This window comes from Butyrivibrio proteoclasticus B316 (assembly GCF_000145035.1).
Classification (GTDB): Bacteria; Bacillota; Clostridia; order Lachnospirales; family Lachnospiraceae; genus Butyrivibrio; species Butyrivibrio proteoclasticus.
The window spans coordinates 2429144-2450762 of the sequence record NC_014387.1 but is presented as its reverse complement, the minus strand read 5'-3'; the positions used below and the strand labels follow the sequence as shown (position 1 = coordinate 2450762).

Here is a 21619-nt window from a genome sequence, read left to right as displayed (position 1 = left end):
GCTTAATGTTCTTCCGGTGGAAAGACTCTTTCTGCCGGAAGAATTATTGTTAGGAGAACTTGGAGGAAGCAGGTATGGCTAATACAAAAGGTGGCCAAAAAAAGAAAAATGCAATTGCTGATTTCTTTAGTATGTTGGGAAAAGACCTAAAGGAAATCGGTATTACTTTTAAAGAGGGAGATTTTAAGACAAAGATTTCATTTCTGATCTTTGGCTTTGGGTCTTTGCTTCGCGGCTTATGGCTGAGGGGACTGACTCTTTTAGCTGCTGAGTGTGGACTTTTATATTTTATATTCTCATTTGGATGGTCATATTTTTCCAAGATAGGAAGTCTTGGAACTATTGCTACTACCAAGCAGGGAAGAAAAACAGTATACGGAGATAACAGCTTTTTGATACTGTTGTTTGGTCTTCTTACTTTGTTTGCGGTTGTTGCATTTATAGCTATTTGGAGAATAAATGTCAGAGTTAATCGCAACGAAGAACTTATTATCAAAAGTGGCAGAAAGCTTCCGTCAAACACAGATGACTTCAAGTCACTCTTTGATTCCAATTTTGACAAGACACTTCTTGCACTTCCTGTTACGGGAGTCTTTGTATTTACAGTGTTGCCTATCGTGTTCATGATATGTGTTGCGTTCACCAATTACGACGCTAACCATCAGCCACCTTCAAATCTTTTTACATGGGTTGGCCTTGAGAACTTTAAAAATCTGTTCTCATTTGGTACAGCAGGCTTTGGTGGAACATTTGTGACAGTTCTTGTATGGACACTTGTATGGGCCTTTTTTGCTACATTTATCGATTACTTCCTTGGTATTGCAGTTGCTATGCTGATCAATAAAAAGGGAATCAAATTTAAGAAATTGTGGAGAACAATCCTTGTAATGACTATTGCTGTTCCACAGTTTGTATCACTTTTGTATGTTTCCAAGCTGTTTGCTAATGATGGACTTATTAACGGATATCTTCTTAAGTGGGGAATTATCGATCAGGCGATTCAGTTCTGGGTTAATCCAACACTTGCCAAGATCACGATCATTGTTGTTAATATCTGGATCGGTATTCCATACATGATGCTGATAGCAACCGGACTTCTTATGAATATTCCTGAAGATCTCTATGAGAGTGCACGTATTGACGGTGCAACTCCATGGCAGATGTTCGTTAACATTACAATGCCTTATATGCTGTTTGTAACAGGACCATTCCTGCTTACTCAGTATACTGGTAACCTGAATAACTTTAACGTTATTTTCCTTTTGACACAGGGACAGCCCAAGACAGGAAACCTTGTTGGAGGAGCCGGACGTACGGATCTTCTTATAACATGGCTTTATAAGATGACTATTAACGATACCAATTACCGTATGGCTGCCGTAATAGGTATCATGGTATTCGTTGTAACTGCTGGAATCAGCCTTGTTGTTTATAACTTATTACCATCTGTCAAGGACGAGGAGGGCTTCCAATAATGGCTAATACTAATATGAGTTCTATGAAAAGAAAAAGAGCTGTAGGCAATTTCTTCGGCTATGTTTTACTTATTGTCATAAGCCTTATATGGCTGTTCCCATATTTTGGACTTCTTATGGCAAGCTTTAGATCTTTTGATGCTTCTATAGAGTATGGCGGAGTTGTAGACTACATAATTCCTCACACATTTTCGCTTGATAACTACAGGTTTTTGTTTAATGGCCAGACCAATTATGTTAGATGGTATGCCAATACACTTGTTATCTCTATATTTGTATCACTGTTTAACACATGTATTGTTCTTTGCGTAAGTTATGCACTTTCACGAATGAGATTTGCCGGAAGAACATTCCTTATGAGATTCTGGCTGGTTCTGGGAATGTTCCCTGGATTCCTTACAATGATCTGTCTGTATTTCCTTCTCAAACAGATGGGACTTACTCAGGCAGGCGCTATTCCGGGACTCATTCTTGTATCTGTAGCAAGCTCAGGTATGGGCTACTACGTATGTAAGGGTTACTTTGACACGATTCCCAAGGCACTTGATGAGGCAGCCAGAATTGACGGTGCTTCCCGCGCAAGAGTCTTTTTCCAGATGATAATCCCTATGGCTAAGCCAATTATCATTTACACAGCTCTTGTAGCATTTATGGGACCATGGTGTGATTACGTTTTTGCTTCATATATTGCTTTTGGACATGATGCAAGTTACAATGTAGCAGTTGCCATGCAGAGATGGATGGTTGTAGGGGACTATCAGGGTTACTTCACAAGATTCTGCGCAGGTGGAATTGTTGTTGCGGTTCCTGTTACAATTTTGTTCATGTTCCTTCAGAAATACTACGTAGAGGGTGTTACTGGTGGAGCGGTAAAGGGCTGAGCAGAGCACTTGCTGAGGTACTGTCGAAGCTAGTGCGAGCCATGGGTGAACACTTACCGAGGTACTTTCGAGGTTAGTGTGAATCCCAGAGAATCCCAGAGAAGAGTATGTTCCTTGTGAATTATGGTGAGAATATATGACTGACGATAAAATTACAATTGATGACGTGGCCAAGGCTCTTGGTATTTCCAAGACTACTGTTTCCAGGGCTATTTCCGGAAAGGGAAGAGTCGGCAACAGTACCAGAGCCAAGGTTATGGAATTTATTGAAAAGCACAATTACAGGCCTAATGTCATGGCCAGGGCGCTTGCTCAGCAGAGGACTTTTAATATCGGCGTCGTCTGGCCCTGTGATTATAACGCTGTAGATCTTCCTTTTTTCCAGAGATGTATGATAGGAATGAGTGAGATCACATCGAGTTTTGGTTATGATATAGTGGTGTCGCTTATTGCAGGTGATGATCTGTCCAGTTTGAAGAGAATAATTGAGAATCATAAGGTTGATGGCGTTGTGCTGACCAGAACAATGGTCAATGATACACCGGCAATGTATCTCAAAGAGTCGGGGGTTCCCTTTGTTGCCATCGGTAAGACTGATGATCCTGATATTATTACTGTGGACAATGACAATCTTGGAGCGTGCAAGGAACTTACATCTATACTGCTTGCAAAAGGACTCAGGAAGCTTGCACTGATAGGTGGTTCTACCAACCATATTATTACCAGGACCAGATACGAGGGTTTTGTTGATGCTTTTGAGAGTATGGGACTTGAAGTTGATCAGAATCTTGTCTATCTGGATATTGAGAATAATATCAAAATAGGCGGTATTATCAAAACGCTTCTTAAGAAAAATATAGACGGTGTTATCTGTATGGATGACAGTATCGCAGGAGAGGTTATTTCAAGATGCCGTGATGAACATATAAGAATTCCCGATGATCTGCGGGTTGCGTCTTTTTATAATAGCTCGCTTCTTGAGAGTACTGTTCCTTCAGTTACATCCCTTAATTTTAACGACAGAAATCTTGGAGCTGAGGCGGCCAGAACTCTGCTGGCGATAATAGCAGGAGAGAATGCTCAGAGCAAGATGCTCAAGAATTACGAAGTAATTTTAAAAGAAAGTACTAAGTGATAAGCCATGGGCGATGATTTTACTGATCACCGCCCATGTATTGTATAGGAGAGAATGAGGAGAAAAGTTATGAAGATAACTTCTGAGTCGAAGGTTGGTTTTGACAATGTAAGCCTTCTTGTTGATGGGAAAAGATGGTTCCCTATGATGGGAGAGATGCATTTTAGCAGATACCCCAAGAAAAACTGGGAGCAGGAGCTTTGTAAAATGAAGGCTGGTGGCATAGATATAGTTTCTCTTTATGTTATCTGGATACATCATGAAGAGATACAGGGTGAATTCGATTTTACAGGCGACAGATGTCTTAGGGATTTCCTTGAGACTGTCAAAAAAGTTGGAATGTACAGCATTTTAAGGATTGGCCCATGGGCACACGGAGAGGCCAGAAATGGCGGCTTCCCTGACTGGCTTTTGGAGGATGCAAGGGAAAAAGGCTATGAAGTCAGAAGCAATGCTCCGCAGTACCTTGAGCATGTGAGAAACTTTTATTCCAAAACCTATGAGCAGGCTAAGGGATATTTTATCAAAGATGATGGTCCTGTTATAGGAATACAGATAGAAAATGAGTTTGGACACTGTGGAGGTCTCACCGGCGATGAAGGTGAGAAACATATGCAGATTCTTAAGAAAATGGCGCAGGAGATTGGCTTTATTACTCCTATATACACAGCTACAGGCTGGGGAGGCGCTGTTACAGGAGGAATGCTCCCGGTCATGGGCGGCTACTGCGAGGCTCCGTGGGATCAGAGACTTACAGAGATAGAACCAAGCGGAAACTATATTTTTACAAGAGAGAGAAATGACCATAACATCGGATCAGATCACGGACTTGGCGCTGGAATTACTTTTGATATGGATAAGTTTCCTTTCCTTACAGCTGAGCTTGGTGGTGGCGTTCAGGTTACCCATCACAGAAGACCTATAGCTACAGGGCTTGATACAGCTGCGATGACCATGACCAAGATTGGATGCGGTGCTAATCTTTTGGGATATTATATGTATCACGGAGGAACAAATCCTAAGGGGAAACTCACAACTCTTCAGGAGAGCAGAGCTACAGGCTATCCTAATGACCTTCCTGAGTATTCATATGATTTTAATGCTCCTCTTCGTGAATTTGGCCAGATGGAAGGTACTTATAGAGAGGTAAGGCTTATAGCGAGCTTTATTCATGACTTTGGAAATGATCTGTGTGATATGGGCTATGTCGCACAGCCTGGAAATCCTCTTAAGCCTGATAATTTAACTGATCTTCGAAGCTCAGTCAGATATAAGAAAAAAACTGATGTAAATGGCAGAGAGTATAACACAGGATATCTCTTTGTAAACAATTATCAGAGAAGATATGAGATGGCTCTTCACAAAGACGTAGAGCTTACAGCTTATGCTGAAGATGGCACTACTAAGCTTGCAACCTTTGCAAAGCGTGATGTGGCAGATGGAGACTTTTTCTTTTACCCATTCAACATGGAAATAGGAGCCAATGCTCTTGTGACTATTGATGCTACTCCTATGTGCATTATCCACGATGCCTGTGGCAAGGGACGCGATGCGTACGTTTTCTACACTGATACTGAAAGGGAAGTATCCATGGATGTGCAGGGCGACCTTGATGGCAACAGGATCATTGTTTTGAGCAGAGAAGAAGCTGTACATGCGTCTAAAGTTGTAATAGATGGAAGAGAACATCTGATCATTTCTGCAGCAGAGGCTGTGACTGATGCCTGTGGTGATGTGAATCTGTTCTTTGAAACTGAGCAGGATTCCGGGCTCGTGTTCAGGGTATATCCTGAGATTGCCGGAGAACTCAATAAATTTGCCTGCAGGAAAGGTGCTTGCGATGAAGGCGAATATACAACTTCAGATGCTTTTGCAATGTATGAGAGCAATGAAGTATATAAAAATACTGCAAAAGTCTCATTTGAATTAACCGGAAACGAAAACGATGTGCTTCGTTATAAGTTTTCTGTTACAAATATGTCACCTGATGCAAATGAAGTTTATGCACATCTTGATTTTACCGGTGATATAGGCAAGCTCATTATAGACGGCGAAATTGCTACAGATACCTTCTACACAGGACAGCTGTGGGAGATTGGCCTAAAGAGATACGCAGATAGCGCTTTGGATGCGGAAATACTGATAACTCCTTTAACAGAAAAAGATAAGGAGCGCATGTATTTACAGGAGTGGCCAAAGATGATAGACGGAAAAGCCTGCATATTAAAAGAAATACGATTAAGCACACAATATAGTATCAAAATTGCATAAATTTATGTATAATAGTGTTATCGGAAGTTCGCGCTTTCGATAACACTTTTTTCAATTAACTAGCAGTGCATGATAAGTGAGGGCAGAACATGGCTGACGGTGATATGACAATGACATATTCTGCTATAGTCAGAGATAAAGACAATCGAAAAATAGTCCGTGTGAAGTTTGAAAGGAATGGAGACAGCGGCCCTGAAGTTGCCGAGGGACTTCTTCCTGATTGTAGGATTGTCAGTCAGAACGGCTTTTCAACTGAGGAGATAAAGGGATTGGAGGAGTATTTAAGGGGGAATCTTGATGACTTTATGAGCAAAGCCAAGGTGATCAGTAATCCGCTTAAATGGCTTTGATTTTCTCTTTGGAGGCTGGCGCATGCAGTATAATTACTACTTTGATATCTGCGCTATATGTATAATTGCGACTATTGCTATAACTACTATGTCTAGAAAGGCTGTGCCTGCTTATAGACAGAAAGCTTATGGCCTTCTTGTATTTGCGATTTTTACCGCAACTGCGGCAGAGAGAATAGAAACTTATCTTCAGATGAATCCCATGGATACATCCTGGTATTTGTTTGCGGAAAAGAGCTTTGGATCAATTTATTATCTTGCGCACCTTTTTTCTGCGACATCTTATATGCTCTATGTAATGTCTGTTCTGGACATCTATGTGAATTTCAGGGAACTTAAAAATTTCATGTTTGTTGCTTTTGGGTATTTGGTCGGAGTGACAGCAGTAGTTATAAACTGGTTTGTTCCGATACTGTTTTATTACAGTAGTGACGGATTGTACCATAGGGCTCCGGGAATATGGCTATACTATGCTCTTGCGATGTATTATCTGGCAGCTGGAGTGAGCCTTATGCTCAGATACAATAGTCTTATGAGACTTAAGACAAGGATGTTTATTGCATCCTATGTTGTCTTTATTATCATTGGTATCGTTCTACAGTTCTTTTATCCGACACTTCTCATAGAAAACTTCTGCAATACTGTAAGCGTAACGCTTGTGTTTATCACACTTCAGAACCCGAGCGAGATGGTGGATGAAAGCCTTAATATGCTCAACAGAAAGGCTTTTTTGGAAGGTCTGGATCTTAAAGTTAAGAGAAAAGAGCCCCATAGTACTATTTTTGTAACTATAGATAATATCGGTGAACTGGGCGCGGAAATTGGTTATAAACAGGCTCAGAATGTGATCAAGCTTATTGCTCAATATCTCAGGAATGCCGGGCGCAAGGAATATGGACTTCAAAGCTATGCGTACAGATATGCAGAGTATATGTTTGCCGTTTCAATCCATAGCAAAAACGATGAGCTGATAAAAGAGTTCCTTGAAGGAATAGCCAAGAGGTTGAATGATCCCTGGAATAGTGCAGGAATGGCGATCAGGATTGAGGGACACTGCTTTCTTATTAAGTATCCTGACAACTATGAAACTACAGCCGGACTTATTAGCAGGATTGATGTAGTTACTGAGGATATTGCAAATAGCAAGGATACGATAGTAGTTCTGGATGATGCAGAGTTTTGGAAGGCCAAAAAGGCAAGAGATTTTGATGCAATGGCAAGAGCCAGCCTTGATAAGAAAAATGCTACTATTAAGTATCAGCCTGTCTTGTCCAAAATTTACAGGATCAATTACAGCGCAGATGTGTTATTTTTCCCAAAGGATGATAATGGAAATGAAATTGATCTAAGATATTCTATCCCTGATGCCAAGAGTAGTCAGGCTCTTATAGATGTGGATGAGTATGTGTACAGAAGTGCGTGCCGTGCTCTGTCATTTTGGAATGGTGGAGATAAAAAAGGCAAATATAGAGCAATTGTAGGCATGTCTCAGGGAGAAATATCCAAAAATGATTTCATCAGAAAGATAAAGAAAATTCTGAGGGAAGAGCAGGCAGAGGCATCCTGGATAAGTCTTAAGCTTACGGAGACGACGCTTACGACCATGAATAAAGTAGCGGAACATAACCTGCGGCTCATGGGTGAGATGAATAGCTACATAATTGTTGATAAATTTGGAAGCGGTTATGGAGATCTTGACAGAATACTGTCACTTCCTGTTTTTCAGGTAAACTTTGATATATCAGTTCTGCGAATGGCCAGATTTTCTGACAAGATGAAACTTGTGGCAGAGGGAATGATAAATCTTTTCCATGATGTAAGTATCATGGTGGGCGCTGCGGATATAGAGAATGAAGATGATAAGCAGATAGCTGAAGAAATCGGCTGCGATTTCCTTATGGGCGATTATATGGGACAGCCAATGCAGGACAGCTCTTATGTTAAATTTATTGATGCTTATTTTGAGGAAGGTTGATTTTTGAATGGAACTTATTACTAACCCTCAATCCTATAATATATGCTTTTCGATTGCATCTCTTTTGCTTATTATGGTGACTTATCTGATACATGCTTCTGAGGATAAGGTCTACAATAAGCAGGGGCATATTTTTGGTGCACTTATTCTTGATGCATTTATGCTAAATCTTATGGGATTTGTCCATAATATTTATCTGTATAGCGATGTTGCCAAAACTATTATTGGATATGAGGGAAACACATATGTTGTCATAGCTGAAAAGATGTTTGCGCACCTTCTTCCTTATTTGTCTATTACTTATGTAATGAGCCTTTTCCAGCTTAATCTTGACAGGCTTTGGAAAAAAGCGGTTATGATCTTCCCGGTGTTCTATGCTATAGCAGTGTTTGTCATAGGCTTTTTTACAAACTTCTATTTCTATTTCACAGAGGAAGGAAATCTGAAATACATATACCCTCAGGGGGCGACTGTGTACCTGGGTGCGGATCTGTATTTTGCCTTTGCAACTTATCTTCTCATCAAATATTCCAGGTCGCTTAGTACAGAAAAAGCCTATGCGCTGTGGGTTTATTATTTTCTGATGATGCTTGCTGTTCCGGTCAGGATCTTTACTAAATCAAGCTCTATCTTTGAATTTAGTGTTTCACTGGCGCTTCTTTTGTGTGTATATACTTTCCAAAACCCAAGTGAGTTTGTAGACAGATTCTCGGGAGCTGCCACCCGGAATGCGCTACATTTTTCTATTTTGACAAATCTTTTGCAGAAAAAAGAATTCACTCTTTATGGAATACATATCGACAGGCTTTCGGCAGCAGTTGGAGAAAAATCTCCGGAGCTGTCTGCTGAGCTGCTCTCACAGATGACAGATTATTTGAAGGGCTTAAGCCCTGATGGAATAGTATATTATCCTTATATGGATGACTTTATTATCCTGTTTCCGGGAGTGACTGCTGATGAGAGCATCATAGAGAAGACCTCCGATCAGGTCAGAAGGCGCTTTAAGGATATCTGGAAAGTGGGAGATGAGGAGCTTAAGTTTTTTGAAACGCCTTATGTTCTCTCTTTCCCTGAAGAAATAGACTCTCTGGAGAGATATCAGGAAGTAAAGGTGGTTCTGGATAAGGTACTGGTTAAGCAGGCAAGAGACATTGTGCATTTCTCTGACATTAATCTTAAAGTCATTGAACATGATAAAAAAGTCGACAGCATAGTCAAGCATGCTCTTGAAGACGGACTTTTGGAAGTATATTATCAACCGATATATTCTCCGGTAACAGGCAAGTTTTCATCCTGTGAAGCACTTTTGAGGCTCAAGGATCCGCAGCTTGGATTTATCTCTCCTGCAATCTTTATGCCTATAGCAGAGAGAAACGGTACAATTCTTGAAATAGACAGATTTGTTCTGAATAATGTGTGTGATATGATCGCAAATGCAGATGTCAGAAAATACGGCCTTGAATATACAGAAGTAAACTTATCCGTAGTTGACTGTATTCAGACTAATCTTGCGGATAACGTAATGGGAACACTTGATAAATATGGAGTGGATACCAGCGAGATCAATTTTGAAATCACAGAGACTTATGAACAGGGTATTACTGCTGTAATGGATGAGAATATCACAGGACTCAGGGATAAAGGTATTACTTTTTCCATGGACGATTTTGGAACGGGTTATTCCAACATAGTAAGAATTGCGACTATGCCTGTAGAGATCTTTAAACTTGATAAGAGCATCATTCAGTCTGCTTTTGACTCTGAGAAATCTTATATGGTCATGTTAAATCTTATCAGGATCATCAAATCTCTTGGAAAAGAGATTGTGGCAGAGGGCGTTGAAACAGGTGAGCAGGCGCGTCAGCTTATTAAGCTTGGGTGCGATCATATTCAAGGATTCTTCTATGCCCGCCCTATGCCCAAAGATCAGTTTGTGCAGTTCCTCAAAGAGCATAACGGATAGTGCATTGTGCATATGCTTTGAACACTCTAGTGGGGCATTGCAATAAAGTGAGCTTAAGTGTATGATTAGATTTGAATTTTTATATGGTAAGGATGGTAATTTATGGCATTAATTAAGAAACCTGTTACAGGAATGAGAGATATTCTTCCCTCAGAAATGCAGCTGAGGGATTATTGCATTGGTGTTATCAAGAAGACCTATGCAGAATTTGGATTTACTTCAATAGAGACACCAGTTGTTGAGTCTTTGGCCAATCTCAACAGCAAACAGGGTGGTGAGAATGAGAAGCTTATCTTTAAGGTAATGAAGAGAGGAGAGAAACTCAATCTTGAGACTGCCAAAGAGGAAAATGATCTCACAGATTCAGGTCTTCGTTATGATCTGACAGTGCCTCTTGTTCGTTTCTATGCTAATCACGCTAACGAGCTCCCATCACCTTTTAAGGCTCTTCAGATGGGCAATGTTTTCAGAGCTGACAGACCTCAGAAGGGCAGATACCGTCAGTTCATGCAGTGCGATATCGATATTCTTGGCGAGCCTTCCAATCTTGCGGAAATAGAGCTTATCCTTGCTACAACTACCACACTTGGAAGACTTGGATTTAAGGATTTCAAAATCAGGATCAATGATAGAAGAATGCTCAAGGCTATGGCTGCTTACAGCGGATTTGCCGAGGAAGAGTATGACAATGTATTCATCACTCTTGATAAGATGGACAAGATAGGTATAGACGGAGTGGCAGAGGAACTTGTTAAGCAGGGCTATCCTCAGGAGAACGTTGATAAATATCTTGAACTTTTCAGAGAGGCTGAAGGCAAGAAGAACCTTGAAGCTATCAAGGTTATCGCTGATAAAATTGGTGATTTCCTTGATGAAGACACCAAGAATAACCTTAACGAGATCATCAGCAGTGTAGACGCTTCCAAGACAGCTCAGTTCGAGATGGAGTTTGATCCTACACTTGTTAGAGGAATGAGCTATTACACAGGAACTATTTTTGAGATTGCAATGACACAGTATGGCGGAAGCTGCGGTGGTGGCGGACGTTACGACAAGATGGTTGGCAAATTCCTTGGCCAGGATACACCTGCATGTGGATTTTCTATTGGCTTTGAGCGTATTATCATGATCATGATGGATGAAGGCTTCAAGATTCCTGGCGAGAATGATAAGGTGGCTTTCCTTATAGAAAAAGGCATCAAGGGAGAGAGACTTACAGAGATCATCGCTGAAGCTCAGAAAGAACGAGCTGCAGGCAAGAAGGTTCTCACTGTTCGTATGGCCAAGAACAAGAAATTCCAGAAACAGCAGCTAAGTGAAGAGGGTTATGAAGATATCAGGGATTTCTATGAAAAACCTCTAAATTGATAAGCAATTGAGAATAATTGCGTAGATGGGGAAGTCTGGTTGTGACACAATAAGAGAAAAACCAGATTGGGGGATTACAAAGATGATCAGAAAAGGCTTTAAAATGAAGCTGTATCCGGGAATGGAAAAAGAGTACGAGAAGAGACACAATGAGCTGTGGCCTGAAATGCAGCAGATGATCCATGAGCATGGAGGACACAACTATAGTATTTATCTTGACCCAGAGACTCTTGTTCTCTATGGATACATAGAAATAGAAGATGAGGAGTTGTGGGCAAAGAGTGCAGATACCGAGATCAACCGCAAATGGTGGGATTTCATGGCTGATATCATGGAAACCAATCCTGACAACAGCCCTGTTGCAGTCGATTTGCACCCTGTGTTCCATTTAGACTGATTTACAATGAAATGTAATACTATTATTTTTGACCTTGACGGAACACTTCTGAATACACTTGAGGATTTGATGGACAGCGTTAATTATGCGCTTTCACAGTATGGAATGCCGAAGAGGGAACTAGAAGAGATCAGACACTTTGTAGGAAATGGTGTTGAGAGACTAATGGAGCTTTCAGTACCTGATGGCAAGAATAACCCTGTTTTTCAGGAAGCCTTTGCCTGTTTCAAGGAACACTATCTGATCCACTGTAACGACAAGACGGGGCCATATCCTCATATTATGGAGCTTTTGGAAGCTCTTCATGATAAAGGGTATAACATGGCAATTGTATCCAATAAATACATGAACGCTGTTAAAGAGCTCAATGAGCTGTATTTTAGCAGGTTCATCAAGGTTGCTATCGGCGAATCTGCCGGTATTCGCAAAAAGCCTGCTCCGGACACAGTGGAAGAGGCAATCAGACAACTTGGCGTCAGCAAGGACAGCTGTGTATACGTAGGTGATTCTGAAGTTGATCATATGACAGCTGTTAACAGTGGCCTTAGATGTATATCATGTCTGTGGGGCTTTAGAACGAAGGAAGAGCTTATTAAGGCAGGAGCCGGAAACAATATTTTTGTGACGGATCCAATGCAAATACTTGAGGTTATACAGGAGGAAGAACTTTGAACGTTCACTTGGTCAGGCTGATAGTGCTAATTGTGTTAGTGCTTCTTTCAGCTTTTTTCTCTTCTGCAGAGACAGCTTTTATGACTGTAAACAGAGTCAAGATCAAGGCACTTGCAGATGAAGGAAATAAAAGAGCTGCATCTGTTATCAGAATTTGTGAAGACACACAGAAGATGCTATCAGCGATCCTGATTGGTAATAATATAGTTAATCTGAGCGCATCGGCACTTATGACAATCTTTGTTACAGACCTCTGGGGAAGTCTGGCGGTAGGAATTGGTACCGGTGTTCTCACACTTGTTGTACTGGTATTTGGAGAGATCCTTCCTAAGACCATAGCAACAGCATATTCGGAGAATATATCTCTTTGGTATGCGGGGGTTATTCTTTTTATCATGGCTATTACCAAGCCGCTTAGCTTTATCATCAACGGAGTAGCATCTGCAATCTTAAAGCTTTTAAGAGTTGATGTGCAGAACAGGGTGGCTATGACAGAGAATGAGCTTAAGACCTACGTTGATGTAAGCCATGAGGACGGCGTAATTGAGACCGGAGAAAAAGAGATCATTTACAATGTATTTGATTTCAGTGATGCGGTTGCCAAGGACATCATGATACCAAGGATCGATATGTCATGTGTCAGCTCAGATGACGACTATAACGAAGTCATGAGGGTGTTCAAGGACGAAATGTACACCAGAATACCTGTTTATGAAGGGAATGAACAGGATAATATCATTGGTCTTATAAATATCAAGGACCTTATTCTCGTTCAGGATAAAGATAATTTCAAGATTAAGGACTACATCAGAAAAGCTTATTATACCTATGAATTCAAGAAGACGGCAGATCTTTTGGTTGAGATGAGAGAAAGGTCTCAGAATGTGGCCTTTGTCCTGTCTGAATACGGCACAACAGTTGGCATGATCACTTTGGAAGATCTTCTGGAAGAAATTGTTGGTGAGATCAGAGATGAATATGACTCTGATGAAGCTCAGTTTATCAAGGATCTTGGAGACAACAAGTATCTGGTGGAAGGTAACATGAAGCTTGATGATATCAATGATGCGCTTGGAACCAACCTTGATTCCGAGGACTATGATTCTATCGGCGGACTTATGATAGAAAACCTCGACAGACTTCCGGGATATGGAGAAACTGTCAACCTTGATAATGGAATAACTCTTACTGCAAGGGCTATCAAGCGCAATAGGATTACCAAGGTTTTGATGCATGTTGAGCCTGTTCATGAGCAGGAAACAGAGGAAGATAATAAAGAATAAAAGCTCTTTATAAATTTATGAAAATATGTTATACTGAATCGATGTAAAAACTCGAAAGATGGTATGTACCAGATTTTCAAGTAGGAGGCAATTATGAAACACGTTAAATCATTAGTTACAAGAAATCTTAAGGAATCAATGAAGAAGGGCGGATGCGGCGAGTGCCAGACATCTTGCCAGTCTGCTTGCAAGACTTCCTGCACAGTAGGAAATCAGAGCTGCGAACAGCTTAGCAAGTAATTACCGGTTACAGATATTCCGGGAAGTATATATTTTATCCCGGAAACATGATTTAGTCATGTCGGGCAGCGACTTTGTCGCTGCCTCACTTTTTGTGATTATACAAGTCAGATGCCTGTATTTTTGAATCTGACTTTATATTAGTTAGGAGTTTATATGATTCACGCTTACAAGAACAACGGTTATAATATTGTTCTGGACGTTAATAGCGGATCAGTACATGTTGTTGATGATGTTGTTTTTGACCTTGTAGAGGTCATAGAACAAAGACTGCAGGACAAATATGGCACTGCAGCAGCTGCTGAGGACAATAACGGCGTAGATGAAGCCGATGTTAAGTGGCTTTTAGAGGATGTTCTCGCAACTACAGATGTGAGAGACAGATACTCAGAGGATGAGATCAGGGAAGCTATCGAGGAGCTTCTTGAACTCAGAGCTTCAGAAGTTCTCTATGTTGATGATGTTTATGAGAATTATGTAGAGGATTTCCAGAACAGAGATACAGTTATCAAGGCACTTTGCCTTAATATAGCTCATGATTGTAATCTCAGATGCAAATATTGTTTTGCTGATGAGGGTGAATATCATGGCAGAAGAGCTCTTATGACTGAGGAAGTTGGTAAGGCTGCACTTGATTTCCTTATCAAGAATTCCGGTAACAGACGTAATCTTGAGGTTGACTTCTTTGGCGGTGAACCACTTATGAACTGGGAAGTTGTCAAGAAAATCGTTGAGTACGGCAGATCAATAGAAAAAGAGCACAACAAGAATTTCAGATTTACAATTACTACAAACGGAACTCTCCTTAATGACGAGATACTTGAGTATGTTAACAAGGAGATGGGAAATATAGTTCTTTCTATCGACGGACGTAAGGAAGTTAATGATTTCATGCGTCCCAGAAAGGGCGGCCAGGGATGCTATGATGACATAGTTCCCAAATTCCAGAAGGTTGCTGAGAGCCGTCACCAGCTCAGATATTTTGTAAGAGGAACATTTACACATAACAACCTCGACTTCTCAGAAGATGTCAAGCATCTTGCGGACCTCGGATTTAAACAGATTTCAGTAGAACCTGTTGTAGCCAAGCCTGAAGACTGGTATGCTCTTAAGGACGAGGATATTCCTAAGCTCTGTGAGGAATATGACAAGCTTGCCAAATTCTATATTGAGAGACATAATGAGGGAAGAGGCTTTAATTTCTTCCACTTCAACATTGATCTTGAGGGAGGCCCTTGCGTAGCCAAGAGACTTTCAGGATGTGGTTCAGGATGTGAGTATCTGGGTGTTACACCTTGGGGTGATCTCTATCCTTGCCACCAGTTTGTGGGTAATGAAGACTTCATTATGGGGAACGTCTTCGATGGAATAACCAGAAATGACATTCGTGAAATGTTCAAGAAGAGCAATGTTTATTCCAGACCTGAATGTGAGAAGTGTTTTGCCAGATATTATTGTAGCGGCGGATGTGCTGCCAACGCTTATAATTTCAATGGCGACATCAATACGACATATAAGCACGGATGTGAGCTTCAGAGGAAGCGCATAGAATGTGCCATTATGATAAAAGCGGCTTTAGCCGAAGAAGAAGGTTAACGGGAGGATTTTTAGTATGAAACGCTTAAAATCAGTCATCGGACTAATCCTTATGCTGGCTCTCCTTGGGGGACTTGGATATTCAGCAGTTGTAGGACTTGGTTCGGACAAGTCAGGATCTCTGTCCAGTATTCCTTTAGGACTTGATCTTGCAGGTGGTGTCAGCATCACTTATGAAGTAGTTGGGGATGAGAATCCTGACAAAGAGGACATGTCTGATACAATTTACAAGCTCCAGCAGCGTGTAGATCAGTACAGCACAGAGTCACTTGTTTATCAGGAAGGTTCTAACAGAATTAACATTGAGATTCCTGGTGTATCAGATGCCAATGCTATTTTGGAAGAGCTTGGCCAGCCAGGTAACTTGTACTTTATTGCTCAGACAGATTCAGAGGGCAATCCAAACTATGAGTACAAGCTTGATTCAACATATGGCCTTTTCTACACTTATGAACTCAGTAAGACTATAGAGGAACTTGAGGCAGATGGTTCAATTGTTTTGTCAGGTTCAGATGTAGAGACAGCACAGGCTGTATACCAGCAGGATTCATACGGCGGAAATGAGCCTGTAGTATCTCTTGACTTTACAGATGCCGGAGCAGCTGCGTTTGCAGAGGCTACAACCAAGGCTTATGCTAATGGTGAGAGCATCGGTATCTACTATGATGGTCAGTTCATTAGCGTTCCTAAGGTTCAGGCTGCTATTACAGATGGTAAGGCTGTTATCACAGGAATGACAGATTACGAGAATGCTGCAAATCTTGCATCAATGATCAGAATCGGTGGACTTAAGCTTCAGCTTAACGAACTTCGTTCTAACGTAGTAGGTGCTCAGCTTGGTTCAGATGCTATCAGAACTTCACTTTATGCAGCAGCTGTTGGTTTTGCACTTATTGCAGTATTTATGATCGTATTCTTCAGAGTACTTGGTCTTTCTGCAACACTTGCACTTGCATTCTATTCATCACTTATGGTGTTCATGCTCTCAGCATTTGAGCAGACACTTACACTGCCTGGTATTGCAGGTATTATTCTTTCAATCGGTATGGCGGTTGACGCTAACGTTCTTGTATTCTCCAGGATCAAGGAAGAAATTGCCGGTGGTAAGGATGTTAATGAAGCCAGAAAGGCCGGATATAACAAGGCTCTTTCATCTATCATCGATGGTAACGTTACAACATTTATCGTTGCTTTCTGGCTCTTCATTTTGGGAACAGGTTCAATTAAGGGATTTGCTATAACTCTTATGTTTGGTATTGTCCTTTCAATGTTCACTGCTCTTGTTATTACCAGAACAATCACTTCACTCTTATATGGAATCGGCCTCCAGAACCCTGTTCTCTATGGTAAGGCTAAGGCTCCTGTTAAGTTTGATTTCGTTGGCAAGAGAAAGGTATTCTACGGAGTATCATGTGCAATTGTTATTGCAGGCTTCATCGCAATGGGTGTTAACGCAGGTCAGGGCAAGGGAGCATTCAATTACAGCCTTGATTTCGTAGGTGGTACATCTACAACAGTTACTTTCTCAGAAGCCAAGGAACTTGCTGATCTTGAGAAGACAGTAGCTGAGGATATCAAGAAGGCTGCTGGAATCAATCAGATCCAGATTCAGACAGTTACAGGCACAAATCAGGTTATCTTCAAGACATCAACTCTTGATGTTAAGCAGAGAGAGGCAGTAGAAGATGTACTTGTTAATAACTACGAAGTATCAGCTGACAACATTGCAGCAGAGACAATCAGTTCAGTTATCAGTAGCGAGATGAGAGTTGATGCTATTATTGCTCTTTTAGTATCACTTGTATGTATGCTCATTTATATCTGGATCAGATTCAAGGATATCAAGTTCGGTGCTGCTGCTATTATCGCACTTGCTCATGATGCACTTATCGTAATTGTATCTTATGCATTTACAAGATATGCAGTAGGTAACACATTCATAGCTGTTGTACTTACAATCATCGGTTACTCTATCAACGATACAATCGTTACCTTCGACCGTATCAGAGAGAACCTTGCTAATGCAACTAGCAAGAAGGAATACGCAGATCTTGTTAACGGAAGTGTAGCTCAGACAGTTACACGAAGCTTGTTCACATCAGCTACAACATTCTTCACAGTATGTGCTCTTTATGCATTTGGTGTTGCTGATATAAAGGCTTTCGCACTTCCTCTTATGGTTGGTGTAATCTGTGGTACTTATTCTTCAATCTTTATTGCGTCACCTATGTGGTATGACCTTAAGACTAAGTTCAAGACACTGTTTACAAAGCAGGCAGCATAACATAGAATATTTACAGAGCCGACTTCCACTCGGGAGTCGGCTCGTTTTGTTTAATACTAAATGAATTACATTTAGTATTAAACAAAGCTGTTAAGTATGTTTGAAATACATATTTTTCATAGTACTACGCATTTTTTAATATATTAAGTTGAGGTAATTTATGGCAAAATGGATGGTGGCTAATAAGAAAGCCGATTTTGACAGACTCGCCGGTAAGTTTGGCATTAGGAATATTACTGCAAGGCTCATAGCTAACAGACTGATAAATAGCAGAGAAACAGAAGCAGAAGACTGCTCAGACGAGGCAGTTAGCAGATACCTTGATGGAGATTTATCACTTCTTCATGATCCTAGACTTATGGCTGACATGGATCTTGGTGCTCGTATAATGTATGAGAGGATTCAGGCAGGAGACAAGATCAGGGTAATTGGAGACTATGATGTTGATGGTATCTGTTCAACATATATTCTTGCCAGAGGCCTCGAACTTTTAGGAGCTCAGGTAGACTATGTCCTTCCTGACAGAGTCAAGGATGGATATGGCCTTAGTATCAAGCTTGTTGACGAGGCTTTACAAGCAGGAATAGACACCATTATTACTTGTGATAATGGTATAGCAGCAAGTGAGCAGATTGCACATGCCAAGGATAAGGGCATGACAGTTATTGTTACTGATCATCATGAAGTACCATTTGAGATAAGCGAGCCTAATTCTGATATTACAGGCGATCAGGAAGACTCAAGAGTGGAGATTCTTCCTCCAGCTGATGCAGTAATTGATCCAAAGAGAGCTGATGGAGATTATCCATTCAAGGAAATCTGCGGAGCAGTTGTAGCGTACAAATTTATGCAGGTTTTATCTGAATTTTTCGAGGACAGCAGTGACAAACTTGGTAATTATTTTACCGAGATGCTTATTTATGCAGGTCTAGCTACTGTTTGCGATGTAATGGAACTTAAGGACGAGAACAGAGTGATCGTCAAGGAATCACTTAGGCTTATAGGTCATACAGAAAATGTCGGACTTAGAGCTCTCATTCATCAGAATAGCTTAGATGAAGGGAAAATTTTATGCTATCACTATGGCTTTGTTCTTGGGCCATGCCTTAATGCTACCGGAAGACTAGATCTTGCAGAGCGTGCACTTAAACTCTTTTTTGAAGAGGATGAGAATGAGGCAGCCATGATGGCAGCAAACCTCAAGCAGCTCAATGATAGCCGCAAGGATATGACCAAACTGGGCGTTGACAGGGCGATAGAAATAGTGGAAGAGCAGAAGGCTGATTATGCTGGAGAACTTCCCAAGGTTCTTGTTATCTATCTTCCCGATGTACATGAATCAATTGCCGGTATAATTGCCGGTAAGGTCAAAGAGAAATACTACAGACCTACAATAGTACTGACCAAGGCTGCCGATGGAGGAGCAAAGGGCTCAGGAAGATCAATAGATAAGTACGATATGTATGAGAATCTCTCAGCCTGCAAGGAGCTGTTTACTAAATTTGGCGGACATAAGATGGCTGCCGGTTTATCCCTGCCTGAAGAGAATATAGATATTCTAAAGGATAGGTTAAATCAGAACTGTGACCTTGCTGCCGGAGATTTTGAGCCAACTCTTCATATTGATATGGTAATGCCGCTTAAATATGCAGATATTGACCTTGTCCGCGAATTTGAGCGCCTTGAACCTTTTGGAAATGGTAATACCAAACCGATTTTTGCGCAGAGAGACGTAGTATTTTTATCCGGACGCATTCTTGGTAAGAACAGGAACTGCGGTAAATACCGTGTTACAGATGAAAGCGGCAGAATTTATGAAATGATGTATTTTGGAGATATGGATAAATGGCACGATTATCTGTCTGAGAAATTTGGACATGACGCAGTCGATGATCTGTATAGCGGAAATACTGATGGTTCAATGAAAGTAAATGTAGCCTATTATCCCGATATTAACAGCTATCAGGGAAGAGAAAGCCTTCAATTTGTTATGAATGACTTTTTATAAAAAAAGAACCCCATAAACCACAAAAACACACGCGTCAGCGTGTGTCTGCGGTTTCTTATGAGGGGGAGATAGTGAGTAGGTTGTACTCACTTCTTGAATATTATATTATCAAAAAAATGTGAATAAAATGTGAAAAAATTATAAAAATTAGAATTAATCTAAATTAGTTAATTATTAACTTAAATTAATCATAAATTAAGTTTAAAAAGTGCTTAAACGGAGGTGGAAAAATGATTCTATCTAAATTATTAGAGGAGTTAAAATGCACAGTTACAGCTGGAAATTCCGCAGAAATACTGGATGCGGACAAGGTTGAAATCAAGGATGTTGTCAACGATAACAGAAAAATATCCGAGGGATCTCTTTTTATATGTATTAAAGGCGCAAACTTTGATGGTCATTCATGTGCTATGGAAGCTGCCAATAAGAAAGCTGCTGCAATCGTAGTAGAGCATGATGTTGAACTTCCTGGTGATTGCAAAATTGCAGTTATCAGAGTGGAAAATACAAGGTATGCGATGGCGTTCATATCCGCTGCCTATTTTGATCATCCGGCCAGAAAACTCAAGACTATCGGTATCACAGGGACAAAGGGCAAGACTACAACAACATACCTTATCAGAAATATGCTGGAGAATGCCGGCCATAAGGTTGGACTTATTGGAACTATCGAGGTTATTATCGGTGAAGAGCACATTCATGCTGAGAATACCACACCTGAGTCTTTTGCCCTCCAGGAGTACATGGCCAGAATGGTAGAAGCAGGTTGTGACAGCGTAGTTATGGAGGTTTCATCTCAGGGACTGATGCTTCATAGAACTCAGGGATTTATCTTTGATATTGGAATATTTACTAATATCGAGCCTGATCATATCGGCCCTAACGAACACAAGGATTTCGAAGATTATATGCACTGCAAGGGACTTTTGTTCAAACAGTGCAGAATTGGAATCTGCAATGGCGATGACATTCACACTGATGATATTCTTGAGGGACATACATGTAAGGCATATACCTATGGCTTTGGCGAAGGACTTGATCTTAGAGCAATCAACCTTGCTTATATTCGCAAACCGGGTGAGCTTGGCGTATTCTTTGATACAGAAGGACTTATCAATATGCATGCAGAGATCAGAACACCAGGTAAGTTCAGTGTTTACAATGCTCTCTGCGCTATAGCTGTTGCTCAGGAACTTGGATGTACACCTGAGGAGATAGCTCCTGCACTTAAGGATGCCAAGGTTAAGGGCAGAATCGAGATGGTCAAGGTTTCTGATGAGTTTACTCTGATGATAGACTATGCTCATAATGCAATGGCACTTAAGAGCCTTCTTACTACTCTCCGCGATTATCATCCTAACAGACTTATCAGTGTCTTTGGATGCGGCGGTAACAGGAGTAAGCTCAGACGTTTTGAGATGGGTGAAGTCAGCGGTAAGTATTCTGATTTCACGATCATAACATCTGATAACCCAAGATATGAAGAGCCTGAAGATATCATGAATGATATTGAGACAGGCATGAAGAAGACTGATGGCAAATATATCAAGATTACAGATAGAAAAGAAGCCATCAGATATGCGATAGACCATGGCGAGCAGGGTGATATAATTGTTCTTGCAGGTAAAGGTCATGAAGACTATCAGGAAATCAAGGGTGTTAAATACCCTATGGACGAGAGAGTGATCATTCAGGAGATTTTACAGGAGCGCAAGTAATAA

The 21619-nt window shown here is 40.8% G+C and carries 16 protein-coding genes; all 16 read left to right on the top strand.

Features of this window, described 5'->3' with window-relative positions:
• The first annotated feature begins 74 nt into the window (after positions 1-74).
• The 16 genes from BPR_RS10185 to BPR_RS10110 all read left to right on the top strand — a co-directional run bounded on the left by BPR_RS10185 (position 75) and on the right by BPR_RS10110 (position 21616).
• Positions 75-1475: a carbohydrate ABC transporter permease gene (locus BPR_RS10185; RefSeq protein WP_013281397.1), complete on the top strand. Its 1401-nt coding sequence runs from the start codon at positions 75-77 to the stop codon at positions 1473-1475.
• Positions 1475-2356: a sugar ABC transporter permease gene (locus tag BPR_RS10180; RefSeq protein ID WP_013281396.1), complete on the top strand. Its 882-nt coding sequence runs from the start codon at positions 1475-1477 to the stop codon at positions 2354-2356. The genes BPR_RS10185 and BPR_RS10180 overlap by 1 nt, the downstream gene beginning before the upstream one ends.
• 136 nt (positions 2357-2492) lie before the next feature.
• Positions 2493-3491 carry a LacI family DNA-binding transcriptional regulator gene (locus tag BPR_RS10175; protein WP_013281395.1) on the top strand — a complete coding sequence of 333 codons (999 nt, stop codon included), beginning with the start codon at positions 2493-2495 and terminating at the stop codon, positions 3489-3491.
• 69 nt (positions 3492-3560) lie between these two features.
• Positions 3561-5762 (top strand): beta-galactosidase, encoded by a 2202-nt coding sequence (locus BPR_RS10170; RefSeq protein ID WP_143754287.1) that lies wholly within the window; start codon positions 3561-3563, stop codon positions 5760-5762.
• 89 nt (positions 5763-5851) lie between these two features.
• A complete protein-coding gene (locus BPR_RS10165) occupies positions 5852-6112 on the top strand; it encodes a hypothetical protein (RefSeq protein ID WP_013281393.1) in 261 nt (86 codons plus the stop codon).
• 22 nt (positions 6113-6134) lie between these two features.
• A complete protein-coding gene (locus BPR_RS10160; RefSeq protein ID WP_013281392.1) occupies positions 6135-8087 on the top strand; it encodes an EAL domain-containing protein in 1953 nt (650 codons plus the stop codon).
• A 7-nt stretch (positions 8088-8094) separates the two neighbouring features.
• Positions 8095-10050 carry an EAL domain-containing protein gene (locus BPR_RS19840; protein ID WP_013281391.1) on the top strand — a complete coding sequence of 652 codons (1956 nt, stop codon included), beginning with the start codon at positions 8095-8097 and terminating at the stop codon, positions 10048-10050.
• 102 nt (positions 10051-10152) lie between these two features.
• A complete protein-coding gene (gene hisS, locus BPR_RS10150) occupies positions 10153-11418 on the top strand; it encodes a histidine--tRNA ligase (protein WP_013281390.1) in 1266 nt (421 codons plus the stop codon).
• A gap of 82 nt (positions 11419-11500) precedes the next feature.
• Entirely contained in the window at positions 11501-11815 is a 315-nt protein-coding gene (gene rhaM / locus BPR_RS10145; protein WP_013281389.1) for an L-rhamnose mutarotase, read from the top strand.
• 6 nt (positions 11816-11821) lie between these two features.
• Positions 11822-12487 carry an HAD family hydrolase gene (locus tag BPR_RS10140; protein ID WP_013281388.1) on the top strand — a complete coding sequence of 222 codons (666 nt, stop codon included), beginning with the start codon at positions 11822-11824 and terminating at the stop codon, positions 12485-12487.
• Positions 12484-13770: an HlyC/CorC family transporter gene (locus BPR_RS10135; RefSeq protein ID WP_013281387.1), complete on the top strand. Its 1287-nt coding sequence runs from the start codon at positions 12484-12486 to the stop codon at positions 13768-13770. Before BPR_RS10140 ends, BPR_RS10135 begins: the two co-directional genes overlap by 4 nt.
• 93 nt (positions 13771-13863) lie before the next feature.
• A complete protein-coding gene (scfA, locus tag BPR_RS10130) occupies positions 13864-14010 on the top strand; it encodes a six-cysteine ranthipeptide SCIFF (RefSeq protein WP_013281386.1) in 147 nt (48 codons plus the stop codon).
• A 156-nt stretch (positions 14011-14166) separates the two neighbouring features.
• Positions 14167-15606 carry a thioether cross-link-forming SCIFF peptide maturase gene (gene scfB, locus BPR_RS10125; protein WP_013281385.1) on the top strand — a complete coding sequence of 480 codons (1440 nt, stop codon included), beginning with the start codon at positions 14167-14169 and terminating at the stop codon, positions 15604-15606.
• 16 nt (positions 15607-15622) lie between these two features.
• Positions 15623-17890 carry a protein translocase subunit SecDF gene (locus BPR_RS10120; RefSeq protein ID WP_013281384.1) on the top strand — a complete coding sequence of 756 codons (2268 nt, stop codon included), beginning with the start codon at positions 15623-15625 and terminating at the stop codon, positions 17888-17890.
• A gap of 160 nt (positions 17891-18050) precedes the next feature.
• On the top strand, positions 18051-19898 hold the full coding sequence (gene recJ, locus BPR_RS10115) for a single-stranded-DNA-specific exonuclease RecJ (protein ID WP_013281383.1): 1848 nt from the start codon (positions 18051-18053) through the stop codon (positions 19896-19898).
• 230 nt (positions 19899-20128) lie between these two features.
• Positions 20129-21616 (top strand): UDP-N-acetylmuramoyl-L-alanyl-D-glutamate--2,6-diaminopimelate ligase, encoded by a 1488-nt coding sequence (locus tag BPR_RS10110; RefSeq protein ID WP_013281382.1) that lies wholly within the window; start codon positions 20129-20131, stop codon positions 21614-21616.
• Positions 21617-21619 lie beyond the last annotated feature (3 nt).